Annotated in this window: 12 protein-coding genes and 1 pseudogene; 6 read left to right on the forward strand and 7 right to left on the reverse strand. The window is 72.7% G+C overall.

Features of this window, described 5'->3' with window-relative positions:
* A complete protein-coding gene (locus AB0K37_RS19690; protein WP_363982848.1) occupies positions 1 to 1,032 on the reverse strand; it encodes a glycoside hydrolase domain-containing protein in 1,032 nt (343 codons plus the stop codon).
* Positions 1,033 to 1,278: 246 nt separating this feature from the next.
* Here AB0K37_RS19690 and AB0K37_RS19695 point away from each other — a divergent pair, with 246 nt between their 5' ends.
* Positions 1,279 to 1,983 carry a hypothetical protein gene (locus tag AB0K37_RS19695; protein WP_363982850.1) on the forward strand — a complete coding sequence of 235 codons (705 nt, stop codon included), beginning with the start codon at positions 1,279 to 1,281 and terminating at the stop codon, positions 1,981 to 1,983.
* Positions 1,984 to 2,042: 59 nt separating this feature from the next.
* Positions 2,043 to 2,969 (forward strand): LLM class F420-dependent oxidoreductase, encoded by a 927-nt coding sequence (locus tag AB0K37_RS19700; protein WP_363982853.1) that lies wholly within the window; start codon positions 2,043 to 2,045, stop codon positions 2,967 to 2,969.
* Between the two features lie 43 nt (positions 2,970 to 3,012).
* Here AB0K37_RS19700 and AB0K37_RS19705 read toward each other — a convergent pair whose 3' ends face one another.
* Positions 3,013 to 4,719 (reverse strand): MFS transporter, encoded by a 1,707-nt coding sequence (locus tag AB0K37_RS19705; protein ID WP_363982856.1) that lies wholly within the window; start codon positions 4,717 to 4,719, stop codon positions 3,013 to 3,015.
* Positions 4,720 to 4,885: 166 nt separating this feature from the next.
* On the opposite strand from AB0K37_RS19705, the gene AB0K37_RS19710 reads away from it, so the two are divergent.
* Entirely contained in the window at positions 4,886 to 5,638 is a 753-nt protein-coding gene (locus AB0K37_RS19710; protein WP_363982859.1) for a TetR/AcrR family transcriptional regulator C-terminal domain-containing protein, read from the forward strand.
* Here AB0K37_RS19710 and AB0K37_RS19715 read toward each other — a convergent pair.
* The gene (locus tag AB0K37_RS19715; protein ID WP_363982862.1) at positions 5,635 to 6,465 is read right to left on the reverse strand and encodes a TIGR02452 family protein; all 831 of its coding nucleotides are present in this window, start codon (positions 6,463 to 6,465) and stop codon (positions 5,635 to 5,637) included. The genes AB0K37_RS19710 and AB0K37_RS19715 overlap by 4 nt on opposite strands.
* A gap of 106 nt (positions 6,466 to 6,571) precedes the next feature.
* Here AB0K37_RS19715 and AB0K37_RS19720 point away from each other — a divergent pair, with 106 nt between their 5' ends.
* On the forward strand, positions 6,572 to 8,002 hold the full coding sequence (locus tag AB0K37_RS19720) for a 3' terminal RNA ribose 2'-O-methyltransferase Hen1 (protein ID WP_363982865.1): 1,431 nt from the start codon (positions 6,572 to 6,574) through the stop codon (positions 8,000 to 8,002).
* Positions 7,999 to 10,554 (forward strand): polynucleotide kinase-phosphatase, encoded by a 2,556-nt coding sequence (locus AB0K37_RS19725; protein WP_363982868.1) that lies wholly within the window; start codon positions 7,999 to 8,001, stop codon positions 10,552 to 10,554. The genes AB0K37_RS19720 and AB0K37_RS19725 overlap by 4 nt, the downstream gene beginning before the upstream one ends.
* 46 nt (positions 10,555 to 10,600) lie before the next feature.
* Here the strand turns inward: AB0K37_RS19725 and AB0K37_RS19730 are convergent, their stop codons facing one another.
* The 4 genes from AB0K37_RS19730 to AB0K37_RS19745 all read right to left on the reverse strand — a co-directional run bounded on the left by AB0K37_RS19730 (position 10,601) and on the right by AB0K37_RS19745 (position 14,136).
* Positions 10,601 to 10,867 carry a zf-TFIIB domain-containing protein gene (locus AB0K37_RS19730; protein WP_363982871.1) on the reverse strand — a complete coding sequence of 89 codons (267 nt, stop codon included), beginning with the start codon at positions 10,865 to 10,867 and terminating at the stop codon, positions 10,601 to 10,603.
* 67 nt (positions 10,868 to 10,934) lie between these two features.
* Positions 10,935 to 11,834 (reverse strand): aminoglycoside phosphotransferase family protein, encoded by a 900-nt coding sequence (locus AB0K37_RS19735; protein ID WP_363982874.1) that lies wholly within the window; start codon positions 11,832 to 11,834, stop codon positions 10,935 to 10,937.
* A gap of 8 nt (positions 11,835 to 11,842) precedes the next feature.
* A complete protein-coding gene (locus AB0K37_RS19740; RefSeq protein ID WP_363982876.1) occupies positions 11,843 to 13,576 on the reverse strand; it encodes an AMP-binding protein in 1,734 nt (577 codons plus the stop codon).
* An 80-nt stretch (positions 13,577 to 13,656) separates the two neighbouring features.
* Positions 13,657 to 14,136: an Lrp/AsnC family transcriptional regulator gene (locus AB0K37_RS19745; RefSeq protein ID WP_363982879.1), complete on the reverse strand. Its 480-nt coding sequence runs from the start codon at positions 14,134 to 14,136 to the stop codon at positions 13,657 to 13,659.
* Positions 14,137 to 14,241: 105 nt separating this feature from the next.
* Here AB0K37_RS19745 and AB0K37_RS19750 point away from each other — a divergent pair.
* A pseudogene (locus AB0K37_RS19750) lies at positions 14,242 to 14,684 on the forward strand (hypothetical protein); the annotation flags it as partial.

Below are 14,684 nucleotides of genomic sequence, written 5' to 3' on the forward strand. Positions count from 1 at the left end.
TCAGCGCCAGAAGAAGACCTTGGCGCTGGCCTTGGCGATCGTCGCGGCGGCGGCGCCCTGGTGGAGGAGCTGGAAGCGCACGCGCTTGCCCGCTTCGACGGTGTCGGCGGCGAGGCCGTAGAGGAGGTTGGTGGGCTCGCCGACGGAGATGAAGTCCTGGACGGGGCCGATCTGGTAGTCGGAGGCGTCGCCGTCCGCCACCTCGATCACCCGGGCCTGGATGAGCGTGCCCGCGGGGACGCCGCTCAGCGCCGCGCTCACCGACAGGCTGTAGCGGGCCGATCCGGTGAGCAGGCTGGGGCCGCCCGGGTCGTTGTGCTGGTGCTCCTTGTCGGAGTACTCCTTGCTCCAGGTGACCTCGGTCCACTCGCCGGGAGGAAGCTCCTGGTGGTCGCCACCGGTGCCGACGGACACGTAGTCGGGCATGTCGTCCTCTCCCTCGGGCGAGACGCCGACGCGCCACTGCCCGTAGTCGCTCTTGACGGCGCGGTCGTAGTCGACGCCGACGCCGTTGATCGTGTGGTCGTTGGAGTACTGACGGAGCTGGGCGCGGGCGTCCCATTTGCCGCCCGACCAGGCGTACGTCTGCCAGCCGTAGGCGATCTTCTTGGCGTCGAAGGCGCGCTTGACCGGGCCGTAGCCGCCGTAGAGGCCGACGCGGTCGCGGCCGAGGACGCTCGCCGCGCCGTCCAGGTAGGCGTTGATCTCGTCCTGCTGCCCGGAGGTGGCGTCCCAGTCGGCTGCGAAGTAGATGGGCCGGTCGTCCGGCATGCCGCACGCCCTGGCCTGGGCGGCGGCGGCCCGGGCGTCGGCCGCGCCGGCGGACCGGCCGGCGAGCGGGCGCTTGGCGGTCGACTCCCAGACGACCACCAGCCAGATGCCCGCGGCGGACAGCTCGTCTGCCTCCTTGCGGGTCAGGTTCTTGCCGCTCGTGTCGTGCGACAGGTAGCGGCACGCGAACTTGGCCCCGGCGCGTTCCAGCGCGGACGCGCCGGGGCGGCCCCACGCGTAGTCGACGCCGAAGACAGCCATGTCAGCTCCATGTGTCGGGGGTTGTCGGGGTCTTGGCGATTTAACAGCCTTTGTCCTTTGTGGCGCAGGAGATTGCGGAGGTTGACCGTCCGTAAGGGGGCGGACGGTCAAGAGTCACCGTGCGTGGCGACACGCCGACGCGGCGTTGGCGGGCGCGCCTCCGGATCACTAGAACGGACGGTGACCGCAACAAAACCGCAGGCCACCGGGGGGTTCGTAGTGATCCGGACGTTGAGGGTGCAGGGCGTGGTGCTAGTGATCGCCGCGCCGTTGCTGGGAGGCGTGCTCCTGCCCGCCGCGGCGCGGGCCGACGGGCCCGGCCCGAAGCCGAAAGCCAAGCAGCACGGCAAGCAGGCCGCGGGCGTGGCGCTTCGGACGGGCGGTCCCGCGAGCGCCGTCGTCCCGGGGCGCACCTATGAGTGGACGTTCAAGATGACCGCCGAGGGGCCGGGCAGGTCCGGCAAGGCGGTGTTCAGGACGACGCTGCCGAGATCGCTGGCGTTCGTCTCGGGGAACAGGGACTGCGCGGCCGCCGGATGGACGGTCGAGTGCGAGCTCGGCCCCGTGCGGCACGGCCGGACCGTCACCGGCGCGATCAGGGCCAAGGTGTCGGACGACGCAAGGCCCGGTCAGCGGATCCGCCTGCGCGGGACCGTGACGTGGGGCGCCGCCCACGCGGCCCGCGCGTTCCCGGCCGTCCGCGTCGCCAGGACCGCCCAGGAAGAACACGCCAAGGCGTCACCCAAGAAGCCCGACGCCAAGCAGCCGGACGCCGAGAAGCCGGACGTAAAGAAGCCACAGGCGAAGAAGCCGCACGCGAAGAAGCCGCACGCGAAGAAGCCGCACGCGAAGAAGCCGCACGCGAACAAGCCACACGCGAACAAGCCACACGCCAAGAAGCCTGCCGCGAAGGCGCCGGCGGCGGTGCGGAGGGTCGCTCGTTCGGGATGACGCCGGGCGGGGGCTGCCCCGCCGCGCGACGGCCGCCGGGTTCGTACGAGGATGGGGGCATGCGACTTCGAATCTTCACCGAGCCCCAGCAGGGGGCGACGTATGAGACACAGCTCGCCGTCGCCAAGGCGGCCGAGGAGCTCGGCTTCGACGCGTTCTTCCGCTCCGACCACTTCGTCAAGATGGGGGACGTCACGGGCGAGCCGGGCCCGACCGACTCGTGGATCACCCTTGGCGCGCTGGCGCGGGAGACCAGCCGGATCAGGCTCGGCACGCTGGTGACGGCCGGGACGTTCCGCTACCCGGGGCCGCTGGCGATCTCCGTTGCGCAGGTCGACCAGATGAGCGGCGGGCGCGTCGACCTGGGGCTCGGGACGGGGTGGTTCGAGGAGGAGCACGCCGCCTACGGCATCCCGTTCCCGAGTCTCGGCGAGCGCTTCGACCGGCTTGAGGAGCAGTTGCAGATCCTCACCGGGCTGTGGGGGACGCCGTCCGGCGAGACGTTCTCCTTCAGCGGGCGGCACTACACCCTGACCGAGTCGCCCGCGCTGCCGAAGCCGGTGCGGCCGGGCGGGCCGCCGATCATCATCGGCGGCGCCGGGGCGAAGCGGACGCCGCGGCTCGCCGCCCGCTACGCCGACGAGTACAACGTCCCGTTCCACCAGGTCAAGGACACCGGCGGCGCGTTCGACCGGGTCCGCGCGGCGGCCGCCGAGGCGGGCCGGACGAGGCCGCTGGTGTACTCGGCCGCGCAGGTCGTGTGCTGCGGGCGGGACGAGGCGGAGCTGGAGCGGCGCGCCGGCGCCATCGGGCGGGAGGTGCCGGAGCTGCGCGAGAACGGGCTCGCCGGGACCCCGCAGGAGCTGGTCGACAAGATCGGCCAGTTCGGCGAGCTGGGCGCGGAGTGCCTCTACCTCCAGGTCCTCGACATGAGCGACCTGGAGCACCTGGAGCTGCTGGCCTCCGAGGTGATGAGCAAGCTCTGACGGCGCGGCGGGGCCCGCGCCGGCGCGGGCCCCGTGCGTCACGTCAGGCGGCCTCCTCCTCCGGGCGCGCGTGCATCGGCAGCAGGAACGTCACCAGGAAGGTGAGGCCGAGGAGCCCGACCTCGACCCAGAGCGTGAACTTCATGGCGTCGCCGAACCCGGCCTTGGCCGCGTGCTCGCCGGCCCCGGCGACCGCCTTCTGGACGGCGGGAGCCGACTGCGGCGCGGCGGCGACGGCGGCCTTGACGTCGTCCTGGAGCCGGCGGCACGACGCGGGCACGGCGGCGGCGTCCTTGGCGGTGGCGCGGTCGCGGCCGCAGTCGCGCAGGCCGTCCACGACGCGGTCCCGCTGCGCGGCGGGGACGGACGCGGCGGCGAGGTCGCGGCGCAGGGCGGCGGCCCCGTCGTCGGCGGCGGACGCGACGTGCCCGCCGAGCAGCCCGAAGAAGACCGTGCCGAGGACGGCCGCGCCGAGCGCGCTGCCGAGCTGCTGGACGGCGGTGAGCGTGCCGCCCGCCGAGCCGGTCTCCTCGGGCTCGACGCCCGCCAGCACGGTGTCGAAGAAGGGCCCCATCAGCAGGCCCATGCCGATCCCGGTGACGGTCAGCGCGGGGACGAGCTGCCAGGGGGTGACGTCGATCCCGGCGTACCGGAGCGTGAGGGAGAGCCCGGCGATCCCGGCGGCCATGACGACGGCGCCCGCGTGGATCACCTTGCGGCCGAGGCCCTGCACGGCCTGCATGAGGCCGAAGCCGATGACGATGCCGACCGACCACGGGATCTGCGCGAGGCCCGCCTTGAGCGGGGAGTAGCCGAGCCCGAGCTGGAAGAACAGCGCCAGCACCAGGCCGAGGCCGGCGACGCCGGAGAAGAACACCAGGCCGACGACGAGGCCGCCGGTGAAGCCCCGCTTGCGGAACAGGCTCGGCACGATCAGCGGGTCGCCGCCGAGACGCTGCTTGCGGGTCTCGTACCAGGCGAACACGCCCCACACGACGAGGGAGGCGGCCATCATGGCGAACGTCCAGGCGGGCCAGTCGTGCTCGCGGCCCTGGACGAGGGGGTAGATCAGCAGCCCGGCGCCGAGGGAGGCCAGGGCCGCGCCGGTGAGGTCGAGCCGGGAGGCGTGCTCGGCGCGCCCCTCGGGCAGGAACTTCAGCCCGGCGAGCACGGCGGCGGCGCCCAGCGGCAGGTTGATCAGGAAGATCATCCGCCAGCCGGTGCCGAACAGGTCGGCGTCGATCAGCCAGCCGGCCAGCACCGGGCCGCCGACCGACGACAGCCCCATGACCGGCCCGAACATGGCGAACGCGGCGCCCATCTCCTTCGCCGAGAACATCTGCTTGATCATTCCGATGCCCTGGGGCAGCATCAGCGCGCCGAACAGGCCCTGCATGCCGCGGGCGCCGACCAGCATCCCGGGGGAGCCGGCGATGCCGCACAGCAGCGAGCCGGCCGTGAAGCCGGCCGCGCCGATGAGGAACATCCGCTTGCGCCCGTAGAGGTCGCCGAGGCGTCCGCCGGTGATGAGCCCGACGGCCATGGCGAGGGTGTAGGCGGCGGCGAGCCACTGGATGGTGGCCGCCGACCCGCCGAGCTCGGCGCGGATCGTGGGGGCCGCGATGGCCGTGATCAGGGCGTCCAGCATGTCCATGACCTCGCCGGCGAGGATCACGAACAGGGCGACCCAGCGCCAGCGGTAGCCGCCGTCGGCGGTGCCCCGGGCGGGGGAGGTCAGGGTTTCGGTCATGGTCACTCCGGGGGAACAGTGTTCGTTGTCTACGAACAGTGTTCTACGGGCGAACGCTGTTCGTGTCAAGTACGATGTTCGTGTACGAGAAATCCTCTCTGTAATAGAGAAGATATATCGCGATTCGCGATAGTCAAGATGCATCGCGAGATCAGGAGGTCCTGACGTGGTCACCGCACGCCCGGACATGCCGACACCGCCCGGCCGCAGGCCGCGCAAGGCCGCGCCCGCCCGCCAGCCGCTCACGCAGGAGCTCGTCGTCGACACGGCGATCCGTGTCCTGGACGCCGAGGGCCTGGACGCCGTGACCATGCGCCGCGTCGCGCAGGAGCTCGGCACGGGCCCGGCGTCCCTCTACGCCCACGTCTCGGGCAAGGAGGAGCTGCGCGAGCTGATGCTCGACCGGGTGGCCGCCGAGATCCGGCTCCCCGTCCCCGACCCGGCGCGCTGGCAGGAGCAGCTGAAGGAGCTGGCGCGCGAGATCCGCCGCGTCTACACCTCGCACCGCGACATCGCGGTGGTGTCGATGGCGCTCATTCCCACCGGGCCCCACCTGCTGGACGTCGCCGAGACTCAGCTCGCCCTCATGCGCGCCGGCGGCGTCCCGAAGCGGATCGCCGGGCTCGCCGTCAGCACCCTCGGCATGTTCCTCGACGCCGACGCCATCGAGGACACGCTCCACCACGCCAAGACGCCCCCGGGGGCGGGCGACCCCTGGACGTACTTCCAGACGTACCTCGACCAGATCCGCGAGTACTTCGCCGCTCTGCCCAAGGACCGCTACCCGACGATCTCCGGCATGGTGGACGAGCTCACCGCGGAGAGCGGCGACGGGCGCTTCGAGTTCGGCCTCGACATGCTCGTCCGGGGAATCGCCTCCTACGCCGCGGAGGCGTCCTGCCCCGAGAAGGACGGTTAGGCGAAGGCGCGCTCGAAGGCCGCGTGCCGGGGGGCGCCCTTGGCCGTGTCCCAGACGGCGAAGACCACGTGCTCGAACCGGTCGGCGAACCCTCCGCCCGGACGCAGCGCCTCGGCGAACACCTCGGCGACCTCGGCCGGGTCGTTGCGGAAGACGCCGCAACCCCAGGCGCCGAGAACGAGCCGGGTGTGCCCGTTGGCCAGCGCCACGGCGAGGACCTTGCGGGCGCGCAGCCGCAGCGCCGCCGGAACCCGCTCGGCCTTGGCGGCGTCCCGGATCGCGCCGCGGTTCGGCGCGGGCGACGTCAGGAACGTGACGCCGTAGGGCTCCTCCAGAAGCCGCCCGGAATCGTCCCGGAACACCGGCACGTCCGGCGAGTAGATCATGTGGTCGCTGTAGAGGAGATCTCCCTGGGTGCGGTGGAAGTCGTAGTACTCCCTGGCCGAGAGCAGCGACTCGTACAGGCCCGAGGAGCGCGCCAGCCCCTCCTCCTGGGCGTGCGCCCCGTTCAGGAAGCCGCCGCCCGGGTTCTTCGCGGAGGCGAAGTTGAGCGCGAGCGGCGTCGTCCCGGGGGCGCACAGCCGTCGCGCGGCGGCGAGCGTCGTCTCTCCGGTCACCTCGATCCGCGTGCGCGTGCCGGGGTCGGCCGGCGGAAGGTTCTTCAGGAGCGTGTCCAGCTCGCCCGGCCGGTAGAGGACGGTGCGCCGGACGGCGTCGGCCAGGCCGTCCGCGATCGAGACGGTGCGGCCGGACGGCGCGGTGTAGTCGCCGCGTTCGAGGATGGCCACGGTCTCCTGCGCGGTCATTTGGCGGGGGTGTCTGCTCATGTCGCTCCGGATTCTGCTGGCCGGGCGAAGCCGGGCGCAAACCCTTTTGGACGGGCGTTCCGGAAAATGGATGGGGGCGTTCGGCGCGTTCCGCCACACTTGGGGCGTGCTTCTGACGATCACCACGACGATGAACCAGGCGACCGACCTGGGGTTCCTCCTGCACAAGCATCCCGGCCGGGTGCAGCGCTTCGAGCAGTCCTACGGCACGGCGCACGTCTTCTACCCGGACGCGGAGGAGGAGCGCTGCACGGCTGCCCTGCTGCTGGACGTCGACCCTGTCCAGCTCGTGCGCACGCGCGGCAGAGGCACACCAGACTTCTCTCTCGGCCAGTACGTGAACGACCGCCCGTACGCGGCGTCGTCGCTCCTGGCGTCGGCCATGGCGAACGTGTTCCGCACCGCCATGCGGGGGCGCTGCGACCTGCGTCCCGAACTGGCGGAGACGCCCATCCCGCTGGAGATCGTCCTTCCCGCCCTCCCGTGCAGGGGCGGCCCCGGTCAGGCCGAGCGGTTCTTCGCTCCGCTCGGCTGGGACGTGTCGGCCGTGCCCGTGCCGCTCGACCCGGACTTCCCCGAGTGGGGCGACTCCCGGTACGTGACGCTCACCCTGACCGGGACGCTGCGGCTCGCCGACGCCCTCAACCAGCTGTACGTCCTGCTGCCGGTCCTCGACGACGCCAAGCACTACTGGATGGCGCCCGACGAGGTCGACAAGCTCATCCGGGCGGGGGAGGGCTGGCTGGCCGCGCACCCCGACCGCGGCGCCATCACGCGCCGGTACCTGGCCAACCGGCGCAGCCTCGTGCAGTCCGCGCTGGGCCGTCTCGCCGACGCCGAGGACGCGTCCGACGAGGAACTCGACCCGGTGGAGGTCGAGGAGGAGCCCGCCGCCGAGGACGGGCAGGCGGAGGCGGCGCCCGAGGAGGCGTCCGTCTCGCTCGCGGAGCTGCGGCTGCGGTCGGTCGTGCAGGCGCTGCACGACGAGAACGCCCGCCGGGTCATCGACCTCGGCTGCGGCTCGGGCAAGCTGCTGGCGCGGCTGGCCAGGGACGAGTTCTTCAGCGAGATCTCCGGGTCGGACGTCTCGCACCGCGCGCTCGGCCACGCCTCGCGCCGGCTGCGCCTGGACAAGCAGCCGCGCCGCGAGAACGACCGCGTCCAGGACGTCTTCCAGGGCGCGCTCACCTACGCCGACGAACGGTTCCGCGGGTACGAGGCGGCCGTGCTGATGGAGGTCATCGAGCACATCGACCCGCCGCGCCTCGGCGCCGTCGAGCGGGTCGTGTTCGGCCACGCCTCGCCCCGCGTCGTGGTCGTCACGACCCCGAACGCCGAGCACAACGTCCGCTACGAGGGGCTGGCGCCCGGGGCGATGCGCCACCCCGACCACCGTTTCGAATGGACGCGCCCGGAGTTCCGCGCATGGGCGGACCGGGTCGCCGCCGAGCACGGCTACCGCGTCCGCCACGTGCCCGTCGGCGACGACGACCCCGAGGTCGGCGCGCCGACGCAGATGGGAGTGTTCACCCGATGACCGAGATCAAGGTCCCGGAGATGGGGCTCGTCGTGCTCGTCGGCGTGTCCGGGTCGGGCAAGTCGCACTTCGCGCGCAAGCACTTCAAGCCGACCCAGGTGGTGTCGTCGGACTTCTGCCGCGGGGTCGTGTCGGACGACGAGAACGACCAGTCGGCCACCGGCGACGCGTTCGACCTGCTGCACTACATCGTGGGCAAGCGCCTGCGGCGCGGACTGCTGACCGTGGTGGACGCGACCAACGTGCAGACCAAGGCGCGGGAGTCGCTGCTCAGGCTGGCCAAGGAGCACGACGTCCTGTCGGTGGCGATCGTGCTGGACGTCCCCGAGGGCCTCGCCGCCGAGCGCAACGCCGGGCGCCCGGACCGCGACCTGGCCCCGCACGTCATTCCTCGCCAGCGCCGCGAGCTGCGGCGCGGCATGCGCTCGCTGGGCCGCGAGTTCCGCCGCGTCCACGTCCTGACCGGTCCCGACGAGATCGACGCCGCGACGATCCGGTACGAGAAGGCCTGGAACGACAGGCGCGAGCTGACCGGCCCGTTCGACGTCATCGGCGACGTGCACGGCTGCCGCGCGGAGCTGGAGGACCTCCTCGCCGGACTCGGCTACGAGATCCTCCGGGACGCGCGGGGGCGCGCCGCCGGCGCGAGCCACCCCGGCGGGCGGACCGCCGTCTTCGTCGGCGACCTGGTCGACCGCGGCCCCGACTCGCCGGGCGTGCTGCGCCTGGTGATGGGCATGGTGGCGGCCGGCGACGCGCTGTGCGTCTCGGGCAACCACGAGGCCAAGCTCGTCCGCGCCCTGCGCGGGCGCAAGGTGCGGCTCGCGCACGGGCTCGCCGAGTCGCTGGAGCAGCTCGCCGCCGAGGACGAGGACTTCCGCGACGGCGCGCTGCGGTTCATGGACGGCCTCATCAGCCACTACGTCCTGGACGGCGGACGCCTGGTCGTGGCCCACGCGGGGCTCAAGGAGGACTACCACGGCCGCGCGTCCGGGCGGGTCCGCTCGTTCGCGCTCTACGGCGACACGACCGGGGAGACCGACGAGTACGGCCTGCCGGTGCGCTACCCGTGGGCGCGCGACTACCGGGGCAAGGCGATGGTCGTGTACGGCCACACGCCCGTCCCGGAGGCGGAGTGGGTGAACAACACCATCTGCCTGGACACCGGTGCGGTGTTCGGCGGGAAGCTGACGGCGCTGCGGTATCCGGAGCGCGAGCTGGTGTCGGTTCCGGCGCGGCAGGTCTGGTACGAGCCGACGCGCCCGCTGGAGGCGCCGGCCAAGGCGAGCGCGGGCGGCCACCGGGAGAACGACGTCCTCAACATCGGGGACGTCCTCGGGAACCAGGGCGTCGAGACCCGCCTGATGGGACGCGTCTCGGTCCGGGAGGAGAACGCGCTGGCCGCGCTGGAGGTGATGAGCCGGTTCGCGGTGGACCCGCGCTGGCTCGTCTACCTGCCGCCCACCATGGCCCCCGCCGAGACGTCGCCCCTGCCGGGATACCTGGAGCATCCGGCCGAGGCCCTCGCCGCGTACCGGGACAAGGGCGTCCCGCGCGTGGTGTGCGAGGAGAAGCACATGGGCTCGCGCGCCGTGGCGGTCGTGTGCCGCGACGCCTCGGTGGCCGCCGAGCGGTTCGGCGTGGACGACGGGACGACCGGCGCCGTCTACACCCGCACCGGGCGCTCCTTCTTCCGCGACCCGTCCCGCACGGCCGAGGTCCTGGACCGGCTCCGCGCCGCCGTCGGCGCGGCCGGGCTCTGGGACGAGCTGGACACCGGATGGCTCGTCCTCGACGGCGAGCTCATGCCGTGGTCGGCGAAGGCGATGGACCTCATCCGCACCCAGTACGCGGCGACCGGCGCGGCGGCCCGGGCCGCCCTGCCCGTGGCGGCCGACGCGCTCGCGCGGGCGGAGGGGCGAGGGCTCGACGTCGGCGGGCTGCGCGAGCGCATCGACCGGCGGGCCGCGAACGCGTTCCGGTTCCGCGACGCGTACGCGCGCTACTGCTGGCCGGTGGACGGGCTGACCGGCGTGCGCTTCGCGCCGTTCCAGGTCCTCGCCGGGGAGGGCCGCTCGTGGGCGGTCCTGCGCGACCACGAGTGGCACATGTCCGTGGCCGGGCGTCTGGCGGACGGCGACGTGAGCGGGCTCGTCCAGCGGACGGGGTCGATGACCGTCGACCTGGGGTCGCCGGAGTCGGAGGCCGCGGCCGCCGAGTGGTGGGAGAAGCTCACCGCGGCGGGCGGCGAGGGCATGGTCGTCAAGCCGCTGGGGCCGCTTCCGGAGGACGCCAAGGTGCAGCCCGGCGTCAAGTGCCGGGGGCCGGAGTACCTGCGCATCATCTACGGGCCCGACTACCGCGAGCCGGAGCACCTCGAACGGCTGCGCCGCAGGTCGCTCGGGCGCAAGCGGTCGCTGGCGATGCGGGAGCACGCGCTGGGCGTCGAGGCCCTCGACCGGCTCGCGGGCAGGGAGCCGCTGTGGCGCGTCCACCAGGCGGTCTTCGCCGTCCTGGCGCTGGAGTCGGAACCGGTGGACCCGCGCCTGTGACCGTTCGCGCGCCACGGCCCGCCCTCGGGCGGGCCGTGGCCGCCGGTCAGGTCGAGAAGAGCATGTGGAACACGCTGCCGTGGTGCGGGCGGTGGTGCCCGCCGTGGTGATGGTGGTGGACCGCCGGCGCAGGAGTCCCCCAGCCGGGCGCCGCGGCGGGCGGGGGAGCCGCCCGGTACTGCGACTCCATCTGGCTCAGGGCCTCGAGCTCGCCGTAGTCGAGGAAGATGCCCCGGCAGCTGTCACATTGCTCGATGTGGACGCCGCTGCGGGTATAGGTCCGCATCACGCCACGACATTTAGGGCAGTGCATCGCCTTGTCATCCTTCCGGTATGGATCCCCAGGTAGAGGCTAAATGTAGGACAGGTTGGGCGCCACGTCATGCCGCGTCCCCCGCCGCGGATATTCTCACGCAGGCGTCGACCATCGCCTGCTCCGCGCCGTCGAGTGGCCGATCTTCCCTCCCCGCGGATATGACGCACGTGGCCGCGATCTGGATCGCAAGACTTCGCGCGGGAACGTCCAGGGCCGTCCAGGGATCGCCCTGCGCCGGCACGGCCGGGCCGCCCGCCTCCCTGTACGCGCCGAGGAAGCGCTCCCAGTCCTGCGGCGGGAGGACTCCACCGGAGTAGAGCGCCGCGGGCCGGGCGAGGTCCCATGCGGGGTCGCCCTCGCCGAGGTCCTCGATGTCGATGAGCCGCCATCGCCCGTCCGGTGCGCAGACCATCTGGCCCAGATGCCAGTCGCCGTGAATGAGGCAGCGGGTGCGCCCGTCGGGCTCCTTCTCCTCGCCGCGTATCCAGGCGGGGAGAGTGGTGAACGCGCGCCGCACCGCGTCCGCGGCGGGGCCGTCCGGCAGGCGGGAGACCAGGCGCGCCACGCGTGTCGGACGTCCCCACGGCGGAGCGTCGGCCGGGACGGGCATCGCGTGCAGGGCCGCCAGGAGCCGGGCGCCTTCCTCCCAGGGGAGTTCCCTGGCCGGATCCACCGGCTCACCGAACGCCGCGAGCGTGACCGTGCGGCCGTCCACGGTGAGCGGCGGCCCCAAGGCGCCGACGACCAGATCGGGCAGCGACTCCGCCAGCCCGATCCGGGCGAGGAAGGGGGCTCCGTGTTCCCGGTCGGCCTGGTGCGCCTTCACGACCACGTCGCCGACGCGGACGACGAGCACACCGTGCCGGTCGTACAGGGTCTCCGGCCGTCCGTCCCGGGTGGCGCTCTGACGCCCGATCTCGGCGAGCCGCGTGAAGAGCCCTGGCTGGACGGTCTCGGTTTGCACGCGACCAGTCAACCACTCCGCGCGGGGCCCATCCGCTGCGCCGACGAGGCGGCGAACTCGTCCCGCAGCCGCTGCCGGACGACTTTGCCCAGCATGTTCCGGGGCAGCTCCGTCCGGGGCAGGAACTCGGAGGGCACCTTGTAGTGCGACAGATAGCGTTCGCAGTGCCGGCGCAGCTCGTCCGCCGAGAACGGGTAGGCGGGGTGTTCCACCACGTGGGCGATGATGCGCTCGCCGCGCCGGGCGTCGGGGACGCCGACCACGGCGCAGTCGTGCACGGCGGGATGGCGGCGCAGCACCTTCTCCACCTCGGACGGGGACACGGTGAAGCCGCTCACCTTGATCATGTCTCGCTGGCGGTCCACGATGGTGATGAAACCCTTCTCGTCCATCACCCCTATGTCACCGGTGCGGAGCCAGCCCTTCGAGAGGGTCTGCGCGGTGGCGAGCGGCGCGTTCCAGTAGCCCGCGAACACCTGCGGCCCGCGCACGACGACCTCTCCCGTCCCGCCCGGCGGCAGGACCTTCGTCGGCTCGTCCTGGTCGACGATGACGGCGTCGGTCATGGGCAGCGGCAGCCCGACGGTCAGGTTCCGCGCCCCGCCGCCCAGCGGGTTCGCGGTGACGGCCGGGGACGCCTCCGTCAGCCCGTAGCAGTTGATCAGGCCCTTGGCGCCGACCTCGGCGAGCCGGTCGATCGTGCTCTGCGACAGCCCCATCGCCCCGGAGATGAAGATGCGCAGGGAGCGCAGGTCGTCCGGCCGGAACCGCGGGCTGTCGAGCACCTGCTCGTACAGCGTCGACACCCCGGGGAAGATGGTCGGCCGGTACCTGCGTATCGCGCGGACCACGCGGTCGCCGTCGTAGCGGGGGAGCAGCACCACCGCCCCGGCGGTCATCACGGGCGCGACGAGGCAGCTCATCAGCCCGAACGAGTGGAACAGCGGAAGCACCGCCAGCGTCACGTCCTCGCCGGGGCGCCCGTCGAGGTCCCAGGCGTGCTGCTGGCAGGCGTTCGCGACGAGGTTGCGGTGCGTCAGCATCGCGCCCTTGGGGCGCCCCTCCGTCCCGCCGGTGTACTGGATGGCGGCCAGATGCCTCGACGGGTCCAAGGGGAGTTGCCGTACGCGGCGCGCGGGCGCCCTCTGCAACTCCTTGAACGGGACCACGCCGGGTTCCTGCGGCACGTCGGCGGTGATGGCCGCGCGCCGCCGCTGCATCTGCACGAGCGGGAGCCGCAGGGCGATCCGCCGGGTGGCCGGGAGGAAGTCGGCCAGGGACGTCACGATGACGTGTTCCAGACCCGCGCGGGCCCGCACGGCCTTCACCGTCGTGTAGGAACGATCCAGCACGACGGCGACGCGCGCGCCGCAGTCGGCGAGCTGCCGGAGCATCTCCTCCTCGGTGTAGAGGGGGTTGTGCTGGACCGCGATCGCGCCCCTGCGCAGCACGCCGAAGAACGCGATGACCTGCTGCGGGCAGTTCGGGAGGATCAGCGCCACCCGGTCGCCGGGCTGCACTCCCAGCCGGTGCAGGCCGTCGGCGAACCGGTCCACGGCCTCGCGCAGGTCCCGGTAGCAGATCCGCCGGCCGAAGAAGATCAGCGCGTGGTTGCGGGGGAACCGGTCCGCGGCGTCGTCGAGCAGGCGCGTGACGGGGACGTCCGGGATGTCGACCTCCCGGGGGACCCCGGGCTGATACCACTGCCGCCAGGGCGAGGAGCGCAGTGACGAGTGCCACATAACGCTCGATTGAACCATCTCCGGCACCCTCGCGCCGGGCGAAGAAACGCGAACCCGCGCGGGCCGCCGGGCGCGCCGGTTCAGCGCGTCCAGCCCTCCGAGCGGGTGACGGCGCGAGCGCCGGGGGCGGGCGGCTCCACGGCGCGGCCCTCGTAGGCGGTCGACAGGACGATGTGCGAGTTCATCTCCCCGTGCTCCCCGAGGCGTTCCAGGAGCCCCTCCAGGTGCTGCATCGACGCCACCCGCACCTTCAGCATCGTGCACCAGCCGCCGCTCAGCTTGTGGACCTCGGTGACCTCCGGCAGGTCCTCGGCGGCGGACGTCTTGAGCAGGCAGCGGCCGAGGGCGCACCGCATCTGCACGAAGGCCGTCAGCGGCTGGCCGACCGCGGCCGGATCGACGCGCGCCTGGTAGCCGGTGATCACACCGGCCTCCTCGAGGCGCCGCACCCGCTCGGCGACCGCCGGGGGCGACAGGTTCACCAGGGCCGCGAGCCGGTTGAACGACAGGCGGCCGTCCCGCTGCAGTTCGGCGAGGATCCGCCAGTCCGTCTGGTCCATCTGGAAAGTCCCTTCGGAACATCGCTTTGCAATCTATAAGCCGAAAGAGCTGAAAGCCAGGGATCATCCATTCCTTTCGAGAAATGGCGTTTCTAGCGTTAAGGCATGGAGAAACGATCCCGTCCGATGGCGGCCCTCTGCTCGGGCGTCGCCCTGATGAACGCGTCCATGGCGGTGGCGAGCGCGACCGCGACCCTGGTCGCCGCGGACCGGCTCGGCGCCGCGTGGGGAGGCGTGCCGAGCACCGCGGGCATCGTCGGGACGGGCGCCGGCGCCCTCGCGCTGACCCGGCTCGTGCGGGCGAGCCGGCGCCGCGCCTTCGTCCTCGGCTACGCCGCCGCGGCGGCGGGAGCCTGCCTGGCCGCCCTCGCGGTCGCGAACGGCGACGTCGCGGGGCTGTGCCTCGGGATGCTGCTGCTCGGCCTCGGCAACGCGGGGGCCCAGCTCTCGCGGTACGCGGCGGCGGACCTGCACCCGGCGGGACGGCGCGGCTTCGCCATCGGGCTCGTGGTGGGGTGCGCGTCGGGACGCTGGAGCTGTACTTCTCC

Origin of the sequence: Actinomadura sp. NPDC049753 (assembly GCF_040674655.1) — a bacterium.
Lineage (GTDB): Bacteria > Actinomycetota > Actinomycetes > Streptosporangiales > Streptosporangiaceae > Spirillospora > Spirillospora verrucosospora.

What these genes read in the sequence shown, in the direction of transcription:
- AB0K37_RS19740 (WP_363982876.1), bottom strand. Translation starts at nt 13,576, where the DNA reads ATGTGGCACTCGTCACTGCGCTCCTCGCCCTGGCGGCAGTGGTATCAG.
- AB0K37_RS19730 (WP_363982871.1), bottom strand. Translation starts at nt 10,867, where the DNA reads ATGCACTGCCCTAAATGTCGTGGCGTGATGCGGACCTATACCCGCAGC.
- AB0K37_RS19705 (WP_363982856.1), bottom strand. Translation starts at nt 4,719, where the DNA reads ATGACCGAAACCCTGACCTCCCCCGCCCGGGGCACCGCCGACGGCGGC.
- AB0K37_RS19745 (WP_363982879.1), bottom strand. Translation starts at nt 14,136, where the DNA reads ATGGACCAGACGGACTGGCGGATCCTCGCCGAACTGCAGCGGGACGGC.
- AB0K37_RS19700 (WP_363982853.1), top strand. Translation starts at nt 2,043, where the DNA reads ATGCGACTTCGAATCTTCACCGAGCCCCAGCAGGGGGCGACGTATGAG.
- AB0K37_RS19715 (WP_363982862.1), bottom strand. Translation starts at nt 6,465, where the DNA reads ATGAGCAGACACCCCCGCCAAATGACCGCGCAGGAGACCGTGGCCATC.
- AB0K37_RS19725 (WP_363982868.1), top strand. Translation starts at nt 7,999, where the DNA reads ATGACCGAGATCAAGGTCCCGGAGATGGGGCTCGTCGTGCTCGTCGGC.
- AB0K37_RS19690 (WP_363982848.1), bottom strand. Translation starts at nt 1,032, where the DNA reads ATGGCTGTCTTCGGCGTCGACTACGCGTGGGGCCGCCCCGGCGCGTCC.